This is a genomic window from Delftia sp. ASV31, assembly GCF_016428765.1.
GTDB classification, from domain to species: Bacteria; Pseudomonadota; Gammaproteobacteria; order Burkholderiales; family Burkholderiaceae_C; genus Comamonas; species Comamonas acidovorans.
The window spans coordinates 1-17,678 of the sequence record NZ_JAELTK010000048.1 but is presented as its reverse complement, the minus strand read 5'-3'; the positions used below and the strand labels follow the sequence as shown (position 1 = coordinate 17,678).

Sequence of the window (17,678 nt, the reverse complement as noted above, 5' to 3'; positions counted from 1 at the left end):
GTTGCCGGGCTTGCGACCTGGCGGTTGCGAAACAGTGTCCCTCTATAGGCTCGCATTATCTTCGGACCGCTCAAAGACGACAAAGGCCGGTGCGTGAATCACGCCACCGGCCCTTGCCGTCACGGGCGCATCACCGACGCTCGCGCCTGCGCATGGTCCCCAGCGCCATCAGCGCCAGCAGGGACGACATCAGCATCAGGCCCCACTGCGACAGCGTGGGAATGCTGGCCGTGCCGCCCGGCCCCGGCTTGAGCGGCGTGGTGGTCGTGCTCTTGTCGTTGTCGGGATTGCCATCACCGGGTACCGAGACCGTTGCCGAGTTGACCAGCGGGCGGGCGCCCTTGTAGGGCTTGTCCAGCTTGGTCTCCAGCGTGAAGACGGCCGTGCCGCCCTGGGCCAGCTGCGGCACGCTGCAGGTCACCGTGCGCGTGCCGCTGGCATAGCTGCAGCCTGCCGAGGCCGAGACGAACTCCAGCCCTGCGGGCAACACGTCGGTCACCGAGCCGCCCGCGGGCGACTGCGGATCGCGGCCGTAGTTGGTGACGGTCAGCGTGTAGCTGGCCGTGTCGCCATCGTCCAGCGGGCCGGCGGGGCCCTGCTTGCCGATCCCCAGGTCCACGGCATTGCCCTGGCGGCTGGTGGAGGTCCGGTCGGTGGTGGTGTTGTTGACGATCACATCGCCGCCATTGCTCAGCCATTCCGTCTCGAAGGGCTTGACCGAGGCCTCGTGGTAGATGGTGCCGCCCGATGCCTTGTCGGGCAGGGTCTGTGCGCGCATCTTGAACTTGATGGTCATGCTCTGGCCCGGAGCCAGCGCCGGGATGGTGCACTGCAGCGGCCCGCTGGTCGCGTTCAGCGCCGGCTGCACGCCGCACCAGGATGCGGAGGCGCCGGGAATGCCGGCCAGCGCCAGGCCGTTCTGGTAGCTGAAGGTGGCCGTGGAGCCCGATGCGGGGAACTTGTCGGTCACGACGACCTGGGTGGCGTAGGAGGGGCCGGAGTTGGTCACCGTGATGGTGTATTCGGTGTCCTCACCCAGCACCAGGCCGTCTGCCGTGTGGCGCATGCTGATGTTCACATCCAGCTCGGCGCGCTTGAGCCGGGCCTTGGCCTCGGCCTGGTTGTTGGCCTTGGTCAGCTCCTCGGTGGTGGTGTCCACGGCGACCGTGTTGAGGATCTCCGTATCGGCCGCCAGATCGCCGCGCGAGCGCATCTTGTAGGTCACGGTGTACTGCGCGCCTGCAGCCAGCTGATTGGTCCAGGCGCATTCCAGCGTGCCGCCCTGCACGCCATCGGTGGCAGCCGGAGTACAGGTGCCGCCGCCGGTGACCGTGGGCGTGCCGATGAAGATGGCGTCTGCAGGCAGCACGTCCTTGAGCGTGACATTGGCGGCCGACGAGGGGCCGTAGTTGGGCACCGTGACCGTATAGGTCAGCGGCTCGCCCGCAGCCGCCACCTTGGGCGAGACCTGCTTTTGCGCAGCGATTTCCGCGATGGCCTGCACGGTGATGCTGGCCGTAGAGGAATCGTTGCCGGGATCGGCGTCATGGATGTCCAGGGACTGGGCCGAGGCCGCGTTGGCATAGGTGCCGGTGGTGGCGCGCTTGGGACGGATCTTGACCTCGATCACCACCTCGGCCTCCGGGGCCATGGAGGTGATGTCGCAGGTCAGATCGCGCGTCTCGCTGTTGACGCCGCCCGAAGGAGTGCCGCAGCTGGCGTTGGCGCCGGAGACGATGCGGCTGGAGACAAAGCCGCCGCCCGGGTAGGTGTATGGCACGGGATTGCCGGCCTCGTCCACCGGGTTGCCGCCCACGATGCGCACGCCGTCGGTCTGCTTGACCAGGGACTGCAGCGCGTCGCGCACGCGCACATTCGTCACCGTGGTGCTGGCCGAATGGTTCTTCACCACCAGCTGGTAGGTGACCTCTTCACCGCTCTTGATGGAGGCCGGCGGCACAGGGCTGACCACGCTCTTGACGATGCCAACATCCACCTTGTCGGCCGACACGGTGACGGTCGCGGAGGTGGTGGCCGACGCATTGTCCCGGCCGACCACGCCCGCCGAGGCGTTGTTGGTGAAGTCCAGATGGCCCGAGGCCAGCGTGACCTTGGCCCTGACCGTGATCTGGCGGCTGGCGCCCACGGCCAGGCCCGCTGTCGAGGTGCAGCTCTGGGTGGCGCAGGTCCAGTCCCCCGCGCCGGTGCCCGCACCGGACATGCCGATGACGGTCATTCGGTTGTCCGCAGGGGTGTCGGATACGGTGATCAGCTGATTCGGCAGCACAGGCATGGGACCGTTGTTGGTCACCGTGATCGTGTACTGGAACTCCTCACCCGCCAGTACCGGGCGGCTGGGGCCGGCCTTGACGAGGCGCAGCCGCGCATCGTTGCTGAAGTTCACCGCCGCGCTATCGGTGTTGTTGGTCTTGTTGGGCTCGTTGAGTTCGGGTGGGACCCCGATCACGCCCTGGTTGACCAGTTGCGCACCCGGCGTTCCACCCGCAGCCACGCTGGCCTTGAAGCGGATGGCCTGCATGTTGGCGTAGCCGGCCACCGGGTACTCGCCCGCATGGGTGCAGGTGATGGTGCCGCTGTTGTGGCCGCAGTTCCAGGGTGCCGTGCTGCCGTCGAAGCCCGTGAAGGTCACGCCGGCCGGCAGGGTGTCGGTGATGGTGAGATCGCGCGGCACGAGGGAGCCGCCTTCGCGGCGCGGCTGCAGCGTGTAGGTGACCTCGGTCGCCTGCAGCGCATCCAGCACCGTGGGCGCCACCTGCTTGCGCAGCGAGACATCCACGAACTCGCTGCCGCTGGAGACCACGGCGGCGCTGGCGGTGTTGTTGCCGGACTGGCCGTCGGGCATCTCCGTGCTGGCGTCCTTGTAGCCCTTGACGCTGGCAGCGCCGGCAATGGTGCCGCTCATGTTGGCGATGGCCGGCACGGAGATGGAAGGCAGCACGGCGCCCGGCAGCACAGGGCCGCCGCGCGTGCAGCTGAGTTCACCCGAGATCAGCGGATAGCCCGAGGCGGGCGTACAGCTCCAGCCGCTGCCTGAGGGCACGCCCGTGACCACGGCGCCGTTGGGCACGGGGAAACGCACCACGGTACGGCCACCGGCGGGGACCTCGGACGGGCCCTTGTTCTGCACGTCGATGGTGTACTGGAAGGCGCCGCCGTTGGCGACGCTGGCGGGAGCCGCCATCGCGATGGCCAGATCGGCGGCCTCGGTGGTGGTGAAGTTGCGGTCCAGCTGCGTGTTGTTCTGGTCGTTGTCGTAGTCGGGCGAGGCCATGCGCGCGCTGGCCACGGCGCGCCAGTTGGTGCCGACGGTCGGCAGGATGACCTCGAAGCCCACGGACTTGAAGCCATCGGCGGGCGCCAGGTTGCCGATGTTGCAGACCAGCGTGTTGTTGCCTGCGGTGAGCACCGTACCAGCTGCGGGTGCCGTGCAGGAGATGCCGCCCGGGCTGCTGCTGTAGCCCTGGAACACGGCGCCCATGGGCAGCACCTCGGTCAGGGTGACGCCTACGGCGTCGGGACCGATGTTGTTGTGCCTGACCTTGGCCACATAGGTGAAGGTGCCGCCGGCAGGGCCTGCCGATGCGTCCTGTCCGTCATAGAGACCGTCCTGGTTGACCAGGATGTCGGTGTCGGCCGGCGCCGCCACGGCAGCCGCTGTTGCCAGCAAGCCGCCGGACAGCAGCGCACGCGCCAGCCAGCCCTTTCTCGTGAAAGCCATACAAACCTCTCTTTTGCTTCGTTGACAGCGCCGAATGCCGCAGGCACGGACGCACGAGGTGCCCGGCTGGAACAGCTCTGTCAGAAAGCCGGCTACCGGGCGCACCAAAAGGAGGCATGATGGTTCTTTATTACCAAAAGTAAATATGATCTGGAATTTTTAACAAAAGTGAGTATTTAGAAGTATTTGTGAGTTTTTCGTGAGTCGACCTTTTCCGGTCGTTTTTCCTCACGGAACGCAGACGTGAAAAAGCCGGTGGCAGCTTGGCTGGCACCGGCTTGCAATGCTGATCTGCCGCGCGCTGGCGCGGCAGTGAGCAGGCACTAAGGCCTAGGGAATGCGGCGGGGCAATCCTCGTGAGGAACTCACGCCAGCAGCGCGTTCACGCGCCTGACGTAGGCGGCCGGGTCTTCGGGCATGCCGCCTTCGGCCAACACGGCCTGGTCGAACAGGATGTTGGCCAGGTCATGGAAATGCACCGAACCGTCCAGCTTCTTGACCAGCGGATGCTCGGGGTTGACCTCCAGCACGGGGCGGGCGTCCGGCGCCTGCTGGCCGGCCTGCTTGAGCAGGCGCGCCAGCTGCAGGCTCATGCCGCCGTCCTGCACCACCAGGCAGGCGGGCGAGTCCACCAGGCGCGTGGTCACGCGCACGTCCTCGGCCTTGTCCTTGAGCGCTTCCTTGAGCTTGGCCAGCAGGGGCTTGAAGGTCTCGGCAGCTTCCTCGGCCGCCTTCTTTTCCTCTTCGTCCTGCAGCTTGCCCAGGTCCACGGCGCCCTTGGCCACGGACTGCAGCGGCGTGCCGTCGAATTCGGTCAGGTAGCCCATGGCCCATTCGTCCACGCGGTCGGCCATCAGCAGCACCTCGATGCCCTTCTTGCGGAAGACTTCGAGCTGCGGGCTGTTGCGTGCGGCGGTCAGGGAGTCGGCCGTGATGTAGTAGATCGCGTCCTGGCCTTCCTTCATGCGGGCCTTGTAGTCGGCCAGCGAGACGATGGCCTCGTCCTGGCTGGTGGAGGAAAAGCGCAGCAGCTTGGCGATGCGTTCCTTGTTGGCAAAGTCCTCGCCCAGGCCTTCCTTGAGCACGGGGCCGAACTCGGCGTAGAACTGGCTGTACTTGCCTTCCTTGGCCTTGTCCTCTTCGCTGACCACGTCGGTGACGCCGTCGGCCGCCGCGTCAGCGGCAGCGTCGTGGCGATCGTGCTTGGCCAGGTCTTCCAGCATGGACAGCACGCGCTTGGTCGAGCCGTCGCGGATCAGGCGCACGTCGCGGCTTTCCTGCAGCAGCTCGCGGCTGACGTTCAGCGGCAGGTCGGCCGAGTCGATCACGCCCTTGACGAAGCGCAGGTAGCCGGGCATCAGCGCCTCGGCGTCATCCATGATGAAGACGCGCTTGACGTAGAGCTTGACGCCGGCCTTCTTGTCGCGGTTGTAGAGGTCGAACGGCGCCTTGGCCGGGATGAACAGCAGCTGCGTGTACTCGGTGTTGCCCTCGACGCGGTTGTGGCTCCAGGTCAGCGGGTTCTCGAAGTCGTGGCTGATGGCCTTGTAGAAGTCCTGGTACTGCTCGGCCGTGATGTCCTTCTTGGGACGTGTCCACAGCGCGCTGGCCTTGTTGATGGTCTCCCACTCGCCCGTCTTCTCCATGGTGCCGGGCTGGTCGTTCTCGCCGTCCTTCCACTCCTCTTTTTCCATGAGGATGGGCAGGCTGATGTGGTCGGAGTACTTGCCGATGACCTGCTTGATCTTCCAGGCGTTGAGGAACTCCTCGGCCTCGGGGCGCAGGTGCAGCGTGATGCTGGTGCCACGCTGGGGGCGCTCGATCTGCTCGACCTCGAACTCGCCCGTGCCGCCGCTGGTCCAGCGCACGCCTTCGGAGGCCGGCAGGCCCGCGCGGCGCGTTTCCACGGTGATCTTGTCGGCCACGATGTAGCCCGAGTAAAAGCCCACGCCGAACTGGCCGATCAGCTGCGAGTCCGACTTCTGGTCGCCCGACAGCTTGTCCATGAAGGCCTTGGTGCCGCTCTTGGCGATGGTGCCCAGGTTGTCGACGGCTTCCTGCTCGCTCATGCCGATGCCGGTGTCGGCAATGGTCAGCGTCTTGGCAGCGGCGTCGAAGGACACGCGCACTTCCAGGTTGGGCTGGTCCTCATAGAGGGAGGCATCGTTCAGCGCCTCGAAGCGCAGCTTGTCGCAGGCGTCGGAGGCGTTGGAGACCAGCTCGCGCAGGAAGATCTCGGGGTTGGAGTACAGCGAATGCGTGACCAGGTGCAGCAGTTGCGCAACTTCGGCCTGAAAAGAATGGGTTTGCTTGCTCATGCAGACAGTGTCCTATGTCCTATGGGTTCACAACAGGGAAAAAATCAGCCCTCATCTCGGGCCGGCGAGCGCATTATCAAGACCCCGCCGCCCCTGTGGCGGCGCAGGCTCTGGACGATTGTTCACTTTTTCGCCCTCACGGCGGGGCTGGCGCAGGGCTATAACTGCGCCACTTTCCGCTGTGCGGCGGACGGTGCGCGCAGGGCCCGGGCGCAATGGCGGGCCTGCTTCAGGAGATTTTCCATGCACAGCTCTGTTCAAAAATGGTCCGCCGAATTCCTCGGAACCCTGTGGCTGACCCTGGGCGGCTGCGGTGCGGCCGTGCTGGCCGCCGCCTTCCCGCAGGTGGGCATCGGCCTGGTCGGCGTCTCGCTGGCCTTCGGCCTGACGGTGCTCACGGGCGCCTATGCCTTCGGGCCCATCTCGGGCGGGCACTTCAACCCGGCCGTCTCCGTGGGCCTGGCCATGGGCGGGCGCTTTGCCTGGAGCGAACTGCCGGGCTACATCGTCTCGCAGGTGCTGGGCGCCATCACGGGCGCGGCCATCCTCTATGTGATCGCCACGGGCAAGGCCGGCGCCGACATCGGCGGCTTTGCCACCAACGGCTACGGCGCGCATTCTCCGGGCGGTTACGGCATGACGGCAGCCCTGGTCACCGAGGTGGTGATGACGGCCTTCTTCATCCTGGTCATCCTGGGCGCCACGGCCAAGCGCGCGGCGGCCGGCTTTGGCGGGCTGGCCATCGGCCTGTGCCTGACGCTGATCCACCTGATCTCGATTCCCGTGACCAATACCTCGGTCAACCCCGCGCGCAGCACGGGCCCGGCCCTGTTCGGTCCCGAGATCGCCATCTCGCAACTGTGGCTGTTCTGGGTGGCCCCCATCGTGGGTGCGCTGATCGGCGCCGTGATCTACAAGGCCCTGCTGGCCAACCCGGCCAACGAATAAGGCCAGGGACGGGCGCTGCAGGCGCCCCGCAGCAGACTCAAGCGGCTGGCGACAGCCGCTTTTTTCATTGAATCTTTGGTGAAACACGGTTTTCGTTTGTTGCATGGCGGCAACGCGAAGGACTTTCACCCGGCAAAAACCGGCCAACTTTACGAAACAGAAACCGAACGCTAGTGATTCGCAATAACAATTCGCGGGCTTTCATCGGAGTGAACATGAGCAAAATCCAACAAATCCTCCCCCCCGCGAACGTCACGCAGCTGGCCCTTGCCGCTGCCCTGTGCCTCGCGGGCACCTCGGCCTTCGCGCAGACCAGCACCACGCTGGGCACCGTGAACGTGACGTCTTCGAGCGAAGCGCCCGTCAAGACCGACAACGCCTCCTCGGCCAAGTTCACGGCCCCGCTGGTGGACACGCCCAAGACGGTGCAGGTCATCAACGAGGAAATCATCAAGCAGACCGGCGCGACCAGCCTGCAGGAAGCCCTGCGGTCCACGCCCGGCATCACCTTCGGCAACGGCGAAGGCGGCAACCCCTCGGGTGACCAGCCCTTCATCCGCGGCATGGATGCCCAGGCCAGCACCTTCGTGGACGGCATGCGCGACATTGCGGCCGGCACGCGCGAGGTGTTCAACCTGGAAGCGGTGGAAGTCATCAAGGGCGCCGATTCGGCCTATGCAGGCCGTGGCGGCGCTGGCGGCTCCATCAACCTGGTGACCAAGAAGGCCAGGAACGAGAACTTCATCAGCGGCGACGTGGGCCTGGGCACGGACAGCTACCGGCGCGCCACCATCGACGCCAACCGCGTGCTGGGCGAAGGCGTGGGCCTGCGCCTGAACGCCATGGTGCACGACGCCGACGTTCCCGGCCGCAGCGGCCCCGAGAACAAGCGCTGGGGCATTGCCCCCACGGTGACCTTCGGCATGGGCACGCCCACCGAGGTCTCGCTGTCCTGGCAGCACCTGCAGACCGACAACATTCCCGATGGCGGCGTGCCCTACCTGTACAGCAGCACGGCTGCGGCCGGCCTGCGCGGCGGCAGCGTGGTGCGTCCCACCTACGGCAACAACCGCGACAACTGGTACGGCCTGACCAGCCGCGACTACGAAAAGGAAAAGAGCGACCTGTTCACGGCCACCGTGGAACACAAGTTCACCGACACCCAGAAGTTCCGCAACAGCCTGCGCTACAGCAAGACCGAACAGGACTACCTGTGGACCCAGCCCGACGACAGCAAGGGCAATGTCGTCAATGGCTATGTGTTCCGCCGTGGCAATGCACGCGTGGCCGACATCAAGACGCTGCAGAACCTCTCGGAATTCACGGGCAAGGCCCAGACCGGCAGCGTGGGCCACAGCTACGCCTTCGGCCTGGAACTGTCCAAGGAAAAGGCCGAGTCCCGCACCGCCGCGCTGCAAACCACCAACACCACCTGCACGGCCGCCAGCCTGTGGTGCGCCTCGCTGAACAACCCCGACAGCAGCCCGCTGTGGAACCTGCCCGTGACGCTGGGCGACCCCAGCCACAACCAGATCGACACCGTGGCGCTGTACGGCTTCGACACGCTGAAGTTCAACGACCAGTGGCTGCTCAATGCCGGCCTGCGCATGGACCACTACAAGATCAGCTCCTCCGGCCCCGCCGGCCGCACCACGCCGGCCTATGACCTGAGCCGTTCGGACACATTGTTCAACTACCAGCTGGGCCTGGTCTACAAGCCGGCCACCAACGGCAGCATCTACGCCAGCATCGGCACCTCCTCGCGCCCCGGCGGCTCCATGCTGGGCAACGGCAACGAGGACCTGGGCATCTCCACCGACCAGCTGGCCAACCTAGCTCCCGAGAAGACCCGCTCGCTGGAGCTGGGCACCAAGTGGGACCTGATGGAAAAGCGCCTGGCGCTGACGGCCGCGCTGTTCCGCAACGACGTGACCAATGCGCGCATCACCGAAAACGGCGTCACCTACATGGGCGGCAACAAGGTGGTCAACGGCGTGGAACTGGGCTTCACGGGCAGCGTGCTGCCGGGCCTGAGCGTCTTCGGCGGCTACACCTACATGGACAGCGAGCAGAAGAACGCAGGCGCTGGCAGCGTGGCCAATGGCCAGCCCTTCCCCAACACGCCCAAGCACAGCTTCAGCCTGTGGACCAGCTACAAGCCCATGGCAAAGCTGACCTTGGGCCTGGGCATCTACGCCCAGAGCAGCGTGAACCAGAGCTACATCCTGTCCACGGTGGATGGCGGCATCGTCACCAAGGGCGCCAGCGGCTATGCGCGCTACGACGCCATGGTGGCCTACCAGATCGACCGCAACCTGACCGTGCAGCTGAACCTGTACAACCTGGGCGACAAGGTCTACTACAGCGGCATCCGCTCGCCCCACTACGCGACCATGGCCGCAGGCCGCTCGGCCGTGGCCTCGCTCAAGTGGACGTACTGATCTGCTGATCGCCCCGGGCGAACGCGCAGCGGCTTGACGCTGCGCAGATCACCGCAAAGCCCCGCAGGCCATCGCCGCCTGCGGGGCTTTTTTGCGGGACACTCGCTGATTCCCCCTGAGGACCGCCTGCCATGATGCTACGCATACCCGCCCTGCTCAGCCCCGACGAAGTGCGCCAATGCCGCCAGGCGCTGGAGCAGGCCCCGTGGCAGGACGGCCGCGCCACGGCCGGCCCTCTGGCGGCCCAGGTCAAGGCCAACCTGCAGCTGCCGCTGGACAGCCAGGCCGGCCAGGCGATAGGCAACCTCATCCTCGACAAGCTGGGGGCCAGCGCGCTGTTCATGTCGGCCACCCTGCCGCTGAAGGTGCTGCCGCCGCGCTTCAACCGCTACGAGGGCGGCGGCACCTACGGCAACCATATAGACAACGCCATCTTCACCATCCCCGGCACGGCCATCAAGGTGCGCAGCGATGTCTCCACCACCGTGTTCTTCAGCGAGCCCGACGAGTACGAAGGCGGCGAACTGATCGTGGAGGACACCTTCGGCCACCAGAGCGTGAAGCTGGCCGCGGGCGACGCCATCGTCTACCCCGGCACCAGCCTGCACCGCGTCAACCCCGTCACGCGCGGCACGCGCTACGCCAGCTTCTTCTGGACGCACAGCCTCGTGGCCTCGGACGAGAAGCGCCGCATCCTGTTCGACCTGGACCAGCAGATCCAGCAACTGACGGTGCGCCACCCGGGCGACCCCGCGCTTTCCGCGCTGTCCGGCACGTACCACAACCTGTTGCGGATGTGGTCGCAGGCCTGACGCCGCAGGAGCCCAGGCCCGGCATGTAGGTCTTGTCGAGCAGGTTGCCGGAAATGGAGCGCACTCCAAACACCGGCACCGCCACAAGTGAGTGCGGCCCGTTGCGCAAACGTGCGCAACGGGCCGCAGGGAATGCTCACGCGGCGTCAAAAGCTCTCGTGTGCACCCAGGTAGCGCCACTGGCCCACAGGCAGATTGCCCAGCGTCACGCGGCCGATGCGGATGCGCTTGAGGCCCACCACGCGCAGGCCCACCAGTTCGCACATGCGGCGGATCTGGCGCTTCTTGCCTTCGGTCAGCACAAAGCGCAGCTGCTCGGGGTTCTGCCAGTCCACCTTGGCGGGCTTGAGTGCCTCGCCGTCCAGCGACAGGCCATGGCACAGGCGTGCCAGCTGCTCGGCCGGGAACACGGATTGCACGTCGATGTCGCGGTCACCGTAGGTCACGCGCACCAGGTACTCCTTGTCCATCTCCGAGTCTTCGCCAATGATCTGGCGCGCCACGCGGCCGTCCTGGGTCATGACAAGCAGGCCCACGGAGTCGATGTCCAGCCGGCCGCAGGGCGCCAGGCCCTTGAGCTGCGCGAAGTTGAAGCGCGTGCGGCTGGTGTCTTGGTTCCAGTGGTTCTGGGGCGTGACCAGGACCACGGCGGGCTCGTGGCCGTCCTCGGCCTGGCCGCTGACATAGCCCATGGGCTTGTGGATCAGGATGGTGACCTGCTGGTCCTGGCGCTCGCGCGCTTCGCGCTCGACGGTGATGCGGTCGGCCGCCACCACGTTCTGGCCCATCACGGCGAGTTCTCCATTGACGCGGACCCAACCCTTGTCCACCCACTCGTCGGCCTCGCGGCGCGAGCACAGGCCCATGTCGGCCAGGCGCTTGTTGATGCGCACGCCACCGGGAACCTGCTCCTGCAGCGGCTCGGGAGCACGCTTGACGGGGATTTCGCGGCTGGCGCCACCGTCGGCGGGACGGTAGGTGCGGATGCCGCTGAGCGGACGGTAGGCGGGCTCGGCCTGGGGCGCCTCGTCGCGGCGCGGTCCGCGCGCATCGTCACGGCGGGGGCCGCGGGCGTCGTCCCGGGGACGGTCGCGGAAACCACCTTCACGCGGGCCGTCGCGGGGTCCGTCGCGCTGGCCGTCACGTTGGCCATCGCGTTGACCATCACGCGGACGCTCATCGCGCTGGCCATAGGGCCGGTCGCGGCGATCGTCCGGGCGGGGCGGGCGCGGGGGGCGGGCATCGCGCGTATCACGGGCATCGCGCATGTCGCGCTGCTCGCGCGGGGCACGGTTTTCGCCGCCGCCCTGTTCGCGCCAGTCGCCACGCGGCTGGGAACGGTCCAGGTCCTCGGCACGGCCGAAACCGCCGCTGCGCGGGCGCTGGTCACGGGCGTCGTCGCGGGGTGCTGCACCGCGGGCATCGCCTCGGGGAGCCGCACCGCGGGCATCGCCGCGAGGGGGGGCATCACGGCGGTCGGAGCGCTCGTAGCGATCATTGCGGCCGCCACGGTCGCCGCCACGTTCATTGCGGTCGTTGCGGTCACTGCGCGGGCCGCCGCGTGCGCCCGCAGATTTGCCCGCGCCACCCGAAGGGCGGCGGGCATCGCCAGCCGGCTCGGCCTGTGGCTTTTCGGGGCGGCGCAGCACAGGGCGCGCGGAGGGCGCTGCCGCCTCGTCGGCGCCGGGCCGGGACGGTTTGGAAGAAGTAGGGGATGACATTAGACCGCCATTGTCGCGCGGCAAGGCCCGCAGCGGCTGCGCCCTGCGGCCAATACGGGCATTGCGCTCGGCTATCGGGCGACTATCGGGCGGCCTGCGGGCAGGCCGCCAGGGCCCCCTTGCCAGCCCCGCCGCCCGGCCCTGCGCCCCGGCGGGCTCGCCATGTTCCGCACCACACATTCATGAACCATGCAATGCGCCTGGCGGCCGAACCATCCCGATCGCTGTATCCGTCGCGATATGCACAACCGGATGAATCCTCAATGAAAAATCGACAAGAAGCGAATCACATCGGCAAAACATCTTCAATCCGGCCGATTGGGATCTTGCAATGCACGGCATGCAATATGTAAAAAACTGTATTTTATTTGGGCGATTCCATTCATTGGCGATTGCAAATCAACCCATTGGGCTTGCCATTGCCCATACATCTCCCCATAGAATGGCGCCCGTCCAGAAACGGGGGCTCTTTCGAGACAACAGCCCTTCGCGCAGCGCCTGCTGCGGTATCCAGACCATCCCGCCCGGACTCCCGCCTCATTCAACAAGGAAAACCATGAGCGATACACCCAACCTATCGAATTCCACTCCATTGAAAGAACAATTCAAGGCGCTGCTTATCACCAAGCCGGACTTGACTGGAATCGAGTGGTCCGATATGGAGACGGCCATCGGCCCGAATGCTGAGAAATACCGGCCACTGTGGGAGCGCATGGTCAGCGGGAAAAAGGGCTTTTTCGCATCCATGAGTCCCTGCTGGACCGCCATTCCCTTTATGGGCGTTTCCTGGGCCATTGCGCGCCGCGTCTACGCCTATGCCGTGGTGGCCTTCATCACCCTGTTGATCATCAATCTGCTGATGCCCGGCACGGGCGGCGCCGGGCGCGTGCTCGGCATCGCGGTGGCCATCTCGTTCACGGTCAAGCGCACCTACCTGCAATGGCTGATCACGCGCATACAGCAGATCAACCAGAGGGGCCTGGTGGGCGCTGCGCGCGAAGAGGCGCTGCGCCAGATCGGCGGCCTGGACCAGAAGAACGGCTGGATCTCCTTCGGCGTGCTGCTGGCCATCGGCATCGTGCTGGCCGCCTTCTGAAGCTCCAGGCCCGCAGATCAGCGGTCCACGGGCAGCCGGTCGCACAGGGCCACCAACTGCGCCAACTGGGGGCCCACATCCCGGATCAGCGTGCGGGCCGGCATGCGCAGGCCCGGCACGGCGCAGTTGAACAGCAGGCGGCGCGACCCGTAGCGGATGCGCGAGGCCGCACCCACGGCGCACACGCCCAGGCCGGAGTCCCCCATGTTGACCGCGAAGCCCCGGGCGGCATAGTGCGCCAGGCTTTCGCTGGCGTTGTCCCTGCAGCGCGCATATTCCTCGGGCCGCTGGCTGCGCACGCGGTCCAGGAAGCGCTGCAGTTCCCCGGAATCGAGCTGGGCCAGCCCTGCCCGGCCCATGGCCGTTTCCAGCACGCCGCGCACGGCGCCCACGCCGGGTCGCTTGAGCGTGCCGCCCTCCCAGGCGCAGGTATCCAGATAGACCACATCCAGGTCCATGACCACGCCCACCGACACCGCCCCCTTCACACGGTCGGCCAGCGCCTGCATGGGCAGGCGCAGCGGGCCGAGCAAGGGCGTATTGATCACATAGGGGTAGCCCAGGGCGACCGCGGCCGGGCCGACGAAGTAGCGGTCCAGCCGCTCGTCATGGTCCAGGTAGCCCATGGTCTGCAGGCTGCGGCACAGCCTGGACACGGTGGGGCGCGGCAGGCCCAGGCGGCGGGCCAGTTCGCTGTTGGCATGCGGGCGCGGGTCGCTGACGAAGCACTGGAGAATCATCAGCCCCTTGGCCAGCGTGCCCGCGAAATACGGGTCCTGCTCGCGGATGCGGCAGACATCCTGCGAGTCCCTGGGTTGGTGGGCAATGGGGGTGTGGGGCACGTGGCGATTGTGCGGACCACGGCCGCAAAGCCGCAACTGCATTTCAATATTTGAAACTGCATTGCAGCCCTGGTGCCCGCGCTTCCTACAGTGCGGCCCATGAGCCAAGCCCCCACCCCCCACCCCGCCGACGCCCGCCTGCAGGCGTTGATCGCAGACATCCGCCATTTCGTGCGCCACCGCTGGCATCCGCTGGAGGAGCAGATCGAGCGCGACGACAGCATTCCGCCCGCCGTGGTCCAGGAGCTGCGCGACAAGGGCTATTTCGGCTGGAGCATTCCCCAGGCCTACGGCGGCCTGGGCCTGAGCACCGAGGAGCTGGTGCGCTGCGCCTTCGAGCTGTCCCAGGCCTCGGTGGCGCTGCGGGCCCGCGTGGGCACCAACACCGGCATTGGCTCGGAAGCCCTGGTGGCCGACGGCACCGAGGCGCAAAAGCAGCGCTGGCTGCCGCGCATGGCGCGCGGCGAGCTCACGGGTTGCCTGGCGCTGACCGAGCCGGACGCGGGCTCGGAAGCGAGCAACATCCAGACCACGGCGCGCCGCGAGGGCGACCACTACGTGCTCAACGGCAGCAAGCGCTTCATCACCAATGCGCCGCTGGCCGATGTGTTCACCGTCATCGCCCGCACCGGCGAAGGCAGCACGGGCAGCGAGGGGCTGACGGCCTTCTTCGTGGAGCGCTCGCCGGGCCTGGTGACGGGCCAGCCCTATCGCAAGATGGGCCAGGCGGGCTCGCCCGTGTCCGACGTGCATTTCCAGGACTGCCGCGTGCCGGCCGACCAGATCATCGGCGGGCGCGAGGGCCAGGGCTTCAAGACCGTGATGAAGGTGCTCAACAAGCAGCGCCTGCACCTGGCAGCGCTGTGCACGGGGCCGGCGATCCGCATGCTGGACCTGGCGCTGGCCCATGTGCGCCAGCGCGAGCAGTTCGGCCAGCCGGTGGCGAACTTCCAGCTGGTGCAGGCCATGCTGGCCGACAGCCGCACCGAGATCTTCGCGGCGCAATCCATGATCCTGGAGGCCGCCCGCGCCCGCGACCGGGGCGAGGACGTGGCGCTGTCCGCCTCCATGTGCAAGTACTTCGCCTCCGAGATGTGCGGCCGCGTGGCCGACCGCGCCGTGCAGATGTTCGGCGGCGCAGGCTATGTGGCCGACTTCAGCCCCATCGAGCGCTACTTCCGCGACGTGCGCCTGTTCCGCCTCTACGAAGGCACCAGCCAGATCCACCAGCTCAACATCGCCAAGCTCATGCTGCGCGAGAGCGCCTGACATCGGAGGCCCCCATGACATCCCCCCTCACCCCGAAGCACCTGGCCACCCTGGGCCTGCTGGCTGCGCTGTGTGCCTGCGCGCAGGCGGCCCAAGCGGCACAGACGGCCCAGGCGACTTTTCCCGATCGGCCCGTGCGCGTGATCGTTCCCTTTCCCGCAGGCGGCAGCACCGACCTCGTGGCCCGCGCGCTGTCGGTGGAACTGGGCCAGGCCCTGGGCCAGCCGGTGGTGGTGGAGAACAAACCGGGCGCAGGCAGCCTGGTCGGCTCGGAACTCGTGGCCCGCGCCGCGCCCGATGGCTACACCCTGCTCATGGCAGGCCTGAGCAATGTCTTCCTGCCCCATGTGCACGCCAACCTCAAGTGGAATCCGCTGACCGACTACGAGTACATCGGCCTGGTGGCCGACCTGCCCAACGTCATTGCCGTCAACGCCAAGACCCCCTACCGCACGCTGGCCGAACTGGTGGCGGCCGACAAGGCCAGGCCCGGCACGCTGTCCTTCGGCTCGGCCGGCACGGCCACGCCCTCGCACCTGGTCTGCGAGATGGTCAACCACCGGCTCGGAACGAAGATGCAGCACCTGCCCTACAAGGGCAATGCCCCGGCCGTCAACGACCTCATGGCCGGCCACATCCCGGTGATGTGCAACAACCTGGGCGGCACCCTGCCCTACATGCAGGGCGGGCAGATCCGCATCCTGGCGCAGACCGGCAAGAGCCGCTCGCCCGCAGCGCCCGACATTCCCACCTTTGCCGAGCTGGGCGTGGCCGGGCTGGACACCGGCCTGTGGGTGGGCCTGGCCGCGCCCAAGGGCACGCCGCAGCAGATCGTGGCCACGCTCAACCAGGCGCTGGCCAAGGCCATGGCCTTGCCCGAGACACGCGACAAGCTGGCGCGCCTGGGTGCCACGCCGCTGCCCACGCAGACGGCGGACTTCCACAAGCGCGTGGCCGAAGACCGCCGCGCCTGGGAGCCCGTGCTGAAGAACGTGGACCTGAAAGGCAACTGATGCAGCGCCAAGGCTATCCGCTGGAGGGTGTGCGCATCCTCGACATGGCCACGGTGCTGGCCGCCCCTTTCTCGGCCACCCTGTGCGGCGACCTGGGCGCCGACGTCGTCAAGCTGGAGTTGCCCGGCGGCGGCGACACGCTGCGCAGCCTGGCCCCCGTGCACGACGGCCACGCCGTGTTCTGGAAAACCGCCAACCGGGGCAAGCAGGGCATCTCGCTGGATGTGCGCAAGGCCGAGGGCCGCGCGCTGTTCCTGCGGCTGATCGAGGATTTCGACGTGCTCGTGGAGAACTTCCGCACCGGCACGCTGGACCGCTGGGGGCTGGACCTGGCCACCTTGCATGCCCGCAACCCGCGCCTTATCGTGCTGCGCCTGACGGGCTTCGGCCAGACCGGTCCCTATGCGCGCCGGCCGGGCTTTGCGCGCATCTTCGAGGCCATGAGCGGCTTCGCCCACCTGACGGGCGAGGCGGGCGGCCCGCCCCAGCACATGAACTACCCGCTGGGCGATGCAGTGGCCGGCCTGTTCGGCGCCTTCTCCATCGCGGCCGCACTGGCCGAGCGCAACGCGCAGCCGCCCGGCGAACGGCGCGGCGTGGAGATCGACCTGTCGGCCACCGAAGCCATGCTGCGCCTGCTGGACCCGCTGGCGGCCGAATTCCAGCTGGGCGGACAGGCACGCAGCCGCACGGGATCGTGCGCGGGCTACACGGCGCCCTCCAACGTCTACCGCACGCGCGACGGCGCCTGGCTCACCGTGGTCGCCACAGGCGATGCCATCTTCACGCGCCTGTGCCAGGCCATGGACCGCGCCGACCTGGCCGCCGACCCGCGCTTTGCGGACAACGCCGCGCGCATCCGCCACCTGCAGGCACTGGATGCGCAGATCGTGCAATGGTGCGCAGCCCTGGACTGCGCCCAGGCCACGGCCGCGCTGGCCGCGCACGACATTCCGTTCAGCAAGGTCTGCTCGGCCGAGGACGCGCTGCAGGACCCGCATTTCGTGGAGCGCGGCAGCTTCATCACCCTGCCCGACCCCGACCTGGGCCCCCTCGCCGCCCCCGCGCCCGTGCCACGCTTCACCGGCCGCCAGGCCCCTTCGCCCCGCAGCGGCCCGGCCACAGGCCAGGACAATGCACGCATCTATGCGGAGTTGGGGCTGGATGCGCAGCAGCAGGAGCGGCTGCGGCGCGAAGGCGTGATCTGAAGGTGTGCAGTGCTGGCGTCAGATGACCAGCCGTGCGGCCAGCAGGTCCGCCTGCTCGGCGAACTTGCGGGGATGGGACGTGCGCAGCTGCGCCAGGTTCTGCACCTTCCATCGCACGCCGGGCAGGTGTTCGAGATGGGCGATGTCCAGCGCCGGCCAATCGGGCGCTCCTGCGGCCAGCGACAGCAAAAAGCGCCGCTCGCTGGCACCCAGCCCTTGCTGGAGCTCCCGCAGCAACCGCTCGCGTGCTGCTAGCAGAGATTGCAGCGGC

At 67.4% G+C, this 17,678-nt stretch carries 11 protein-coding genes and 1 pseudogene; 7 read left to right on the top strand and 5 right to left on the bottom strand.

Annotation, left to right across the window (positions count from 1 at the left end; translation table 11 throughout):
- Nucleotides 1-130 precede the first annotated feature (130 nt).
- Both JHD82_RS17475 and htpG read right to left on the bottom strand, forming a co-directional pair.
- A complete protein-coding gene (locus JHD82_RS17475) occupies nucleotides 131-3,739 on the bottom strand; it encodes an IPTL-CTERM sorting domain-containing protein (protein ID WP_199137796.1) in 3,609 nt (1,202 codons plus the stop codon).
- 365 nt (nucleotides 3,740-4,104) lie between these two features.
- A complete protein-coding gene (htpG, locus tag JHD82_RS17470; protein WP_199137794.1) occupies nucleotides 4,105-6,057 on the bottom strand; it encodes a molecular chaperone HtpG in 1,953 nt (650 codons plus the stop codon).
- A 243-nt stretch (nucleotides 6,058-6,300) separates the two neighbouring features.
- Between htpG and aqpZ the strand changes: the two genes are divergently transcribed.
- From aqpZ to JHD82_RS17455, 3 genes are all read left to right on the top strand, one after another.
- Entirely contained in the window at nucleotides 6,301-7,005 is a 705-nt protein-coding gene (aqpZ, locus tag JHD82_RS17465) for an aquaporin Z (RefSeq protein ID WP_012203105.1), read from the top strand.
- A gap of 215 nt (nucleotides 7,006-7,220) precedes the next feature.
- Nucleotides 7,221-9,446 carry a TonB-dependent siderophore receptor gene (locus JHD82_RS17460; RefSeq protein WP_199137792.1) on the top strand — a complete coding sequence of 742 codons (2,226 nt, stop codon included), beginning with the start codon at nucleotides 7,221-7,223 and terminating at the stop codon, nucleotides 9,444-9,446.
- 131 nt (nucleotides 9,447-9,577) lie between these two features.
- Nucleotides 9,578-10,258 (top strand): Fe2+-dependent dioxygenase, encoded by a 681-nt coding sequence (locus JHD82_RS17455; RefSeq protein WP_012203103.1) that lies wholly within the window; start codon nucleotides 9,578-9,580, stop codon nucleotides 10,256-10,258.
- 146 nt (nucleotides 10,259-10,404) lie between these two features.
- Here JHD82_RS17455 and JHD82_RS17450 read toward each other — a convergent pair whose 3' ends face one another.
- Complete coding sequence (locus JHD82_RS17450) at nucleotides 10,405-11,979, bottom strand: pseudouridine synthase (RefSeq protein ID WP_233174778.1); 1,575 nt, start codon at nucleotides 11,977-11,979, stop codon at nucleotides 10,405-10,407.
- A gap of 556 nt (nucleotides 11,980-12,535) precedes the next feature.
- Here JHD82_RS17450 and JHD82_RS17445 point away from each other — a divergent pair.
- The gene (locus JHD82_RS17445; RefSeq protein ID WP_043825781.1) at nucleotides 12,536-13,075 is read left to right on the top strand and encodes a hypothetical protein; all 540 of its coding nucleotides are present in this window, start codon (nucleotides 12,536-12,538) and stop codon (nucleotides 13,073-13,075) included.
- A gap of 17 nt (nucleotides 13,076-13,092) precedes the next feature.
- Here JHD82_RS17445 and JHD82_RS17440 read toward each other — a convergent pair whose 3' ends face one another.
- Nucleotides 13,093-13,959: an IclR family transcriptional regulator gene (locus JHD82_RS17440; RefSeq protein ID WP_199137788.1), complete on the bottom strand. Its 867-nt coding sequence runs from the start codon at nucleotides 13,957-13,959 to the stop codon at nucleotides 13,093-13,095.
- Between the two features lie 57 nt (nucleotides 13,960-14,016).
- Here JHD82_RS17440 and JHD82_RS17435 point away from each other — a divergent pair, with 57 nt between their 5' ends.
- The 3 genes from JHD82_RS17435 to JHD82_RS17425 are packed head-to-tail and all read left to right on the top strand — an operon-like array spanning nucleotide 14,017 to nucleotide 17,407.
- Complete coding sequence (locus tag JHD82_RS17435) at nucleotides 14,017-15,186, top strand: acyl-CoA dehydrogenase family protein (protein ID WP_180318188.1); 1,170 nt, start codon at nucleotides 14,017-14,019, stop codon at nucleotides 15,184-15,186.
- A gap of 14 nt (nucleotides 15,187-15,200) precedes the next feature.
- A complete protein-coding gene (locus tag JHD82_RS17430; protein WP_199137786.1) occupies nucleotides 15,201-16,199 on the top strand; it encodes a tripartite tricarboxylate transporter substrate binding protein in 999 nt (332 codons plus the stop codon).
- Nucleotides 16,199-17,407 carry a CaiB/BaiF CoA-transferase family protein gene (locus JHD82_RS17425; RefSeq protein ID WP_199137784.1) on the top strand — a complete coding sequence of 403 codons (1,209 nt, stop codon included), beginning with the start codon at nucleotides 16,199-16,201 and terminating at the stop codon, nucleotides 17,405-17,407. The genes JHD82_RS17430 and JHD82_RS17425 overlap by 1 nt, the downstream gene beginning before the upstream one ends.
- Before the next feature lie 18 nt (nucleotides 17,408-17,425).
- Here JHD82_RS17425 and JHD82_RS17420 read toward each other — a convergent pair.
- Nucleotides 17,426-17,678 (bottom strand): annotated as a pseudogene (locus JHD82_RS17420) (nucleotidyl transferase AbiEii/AbiGii toxin family protein); the annotation flags it as partial.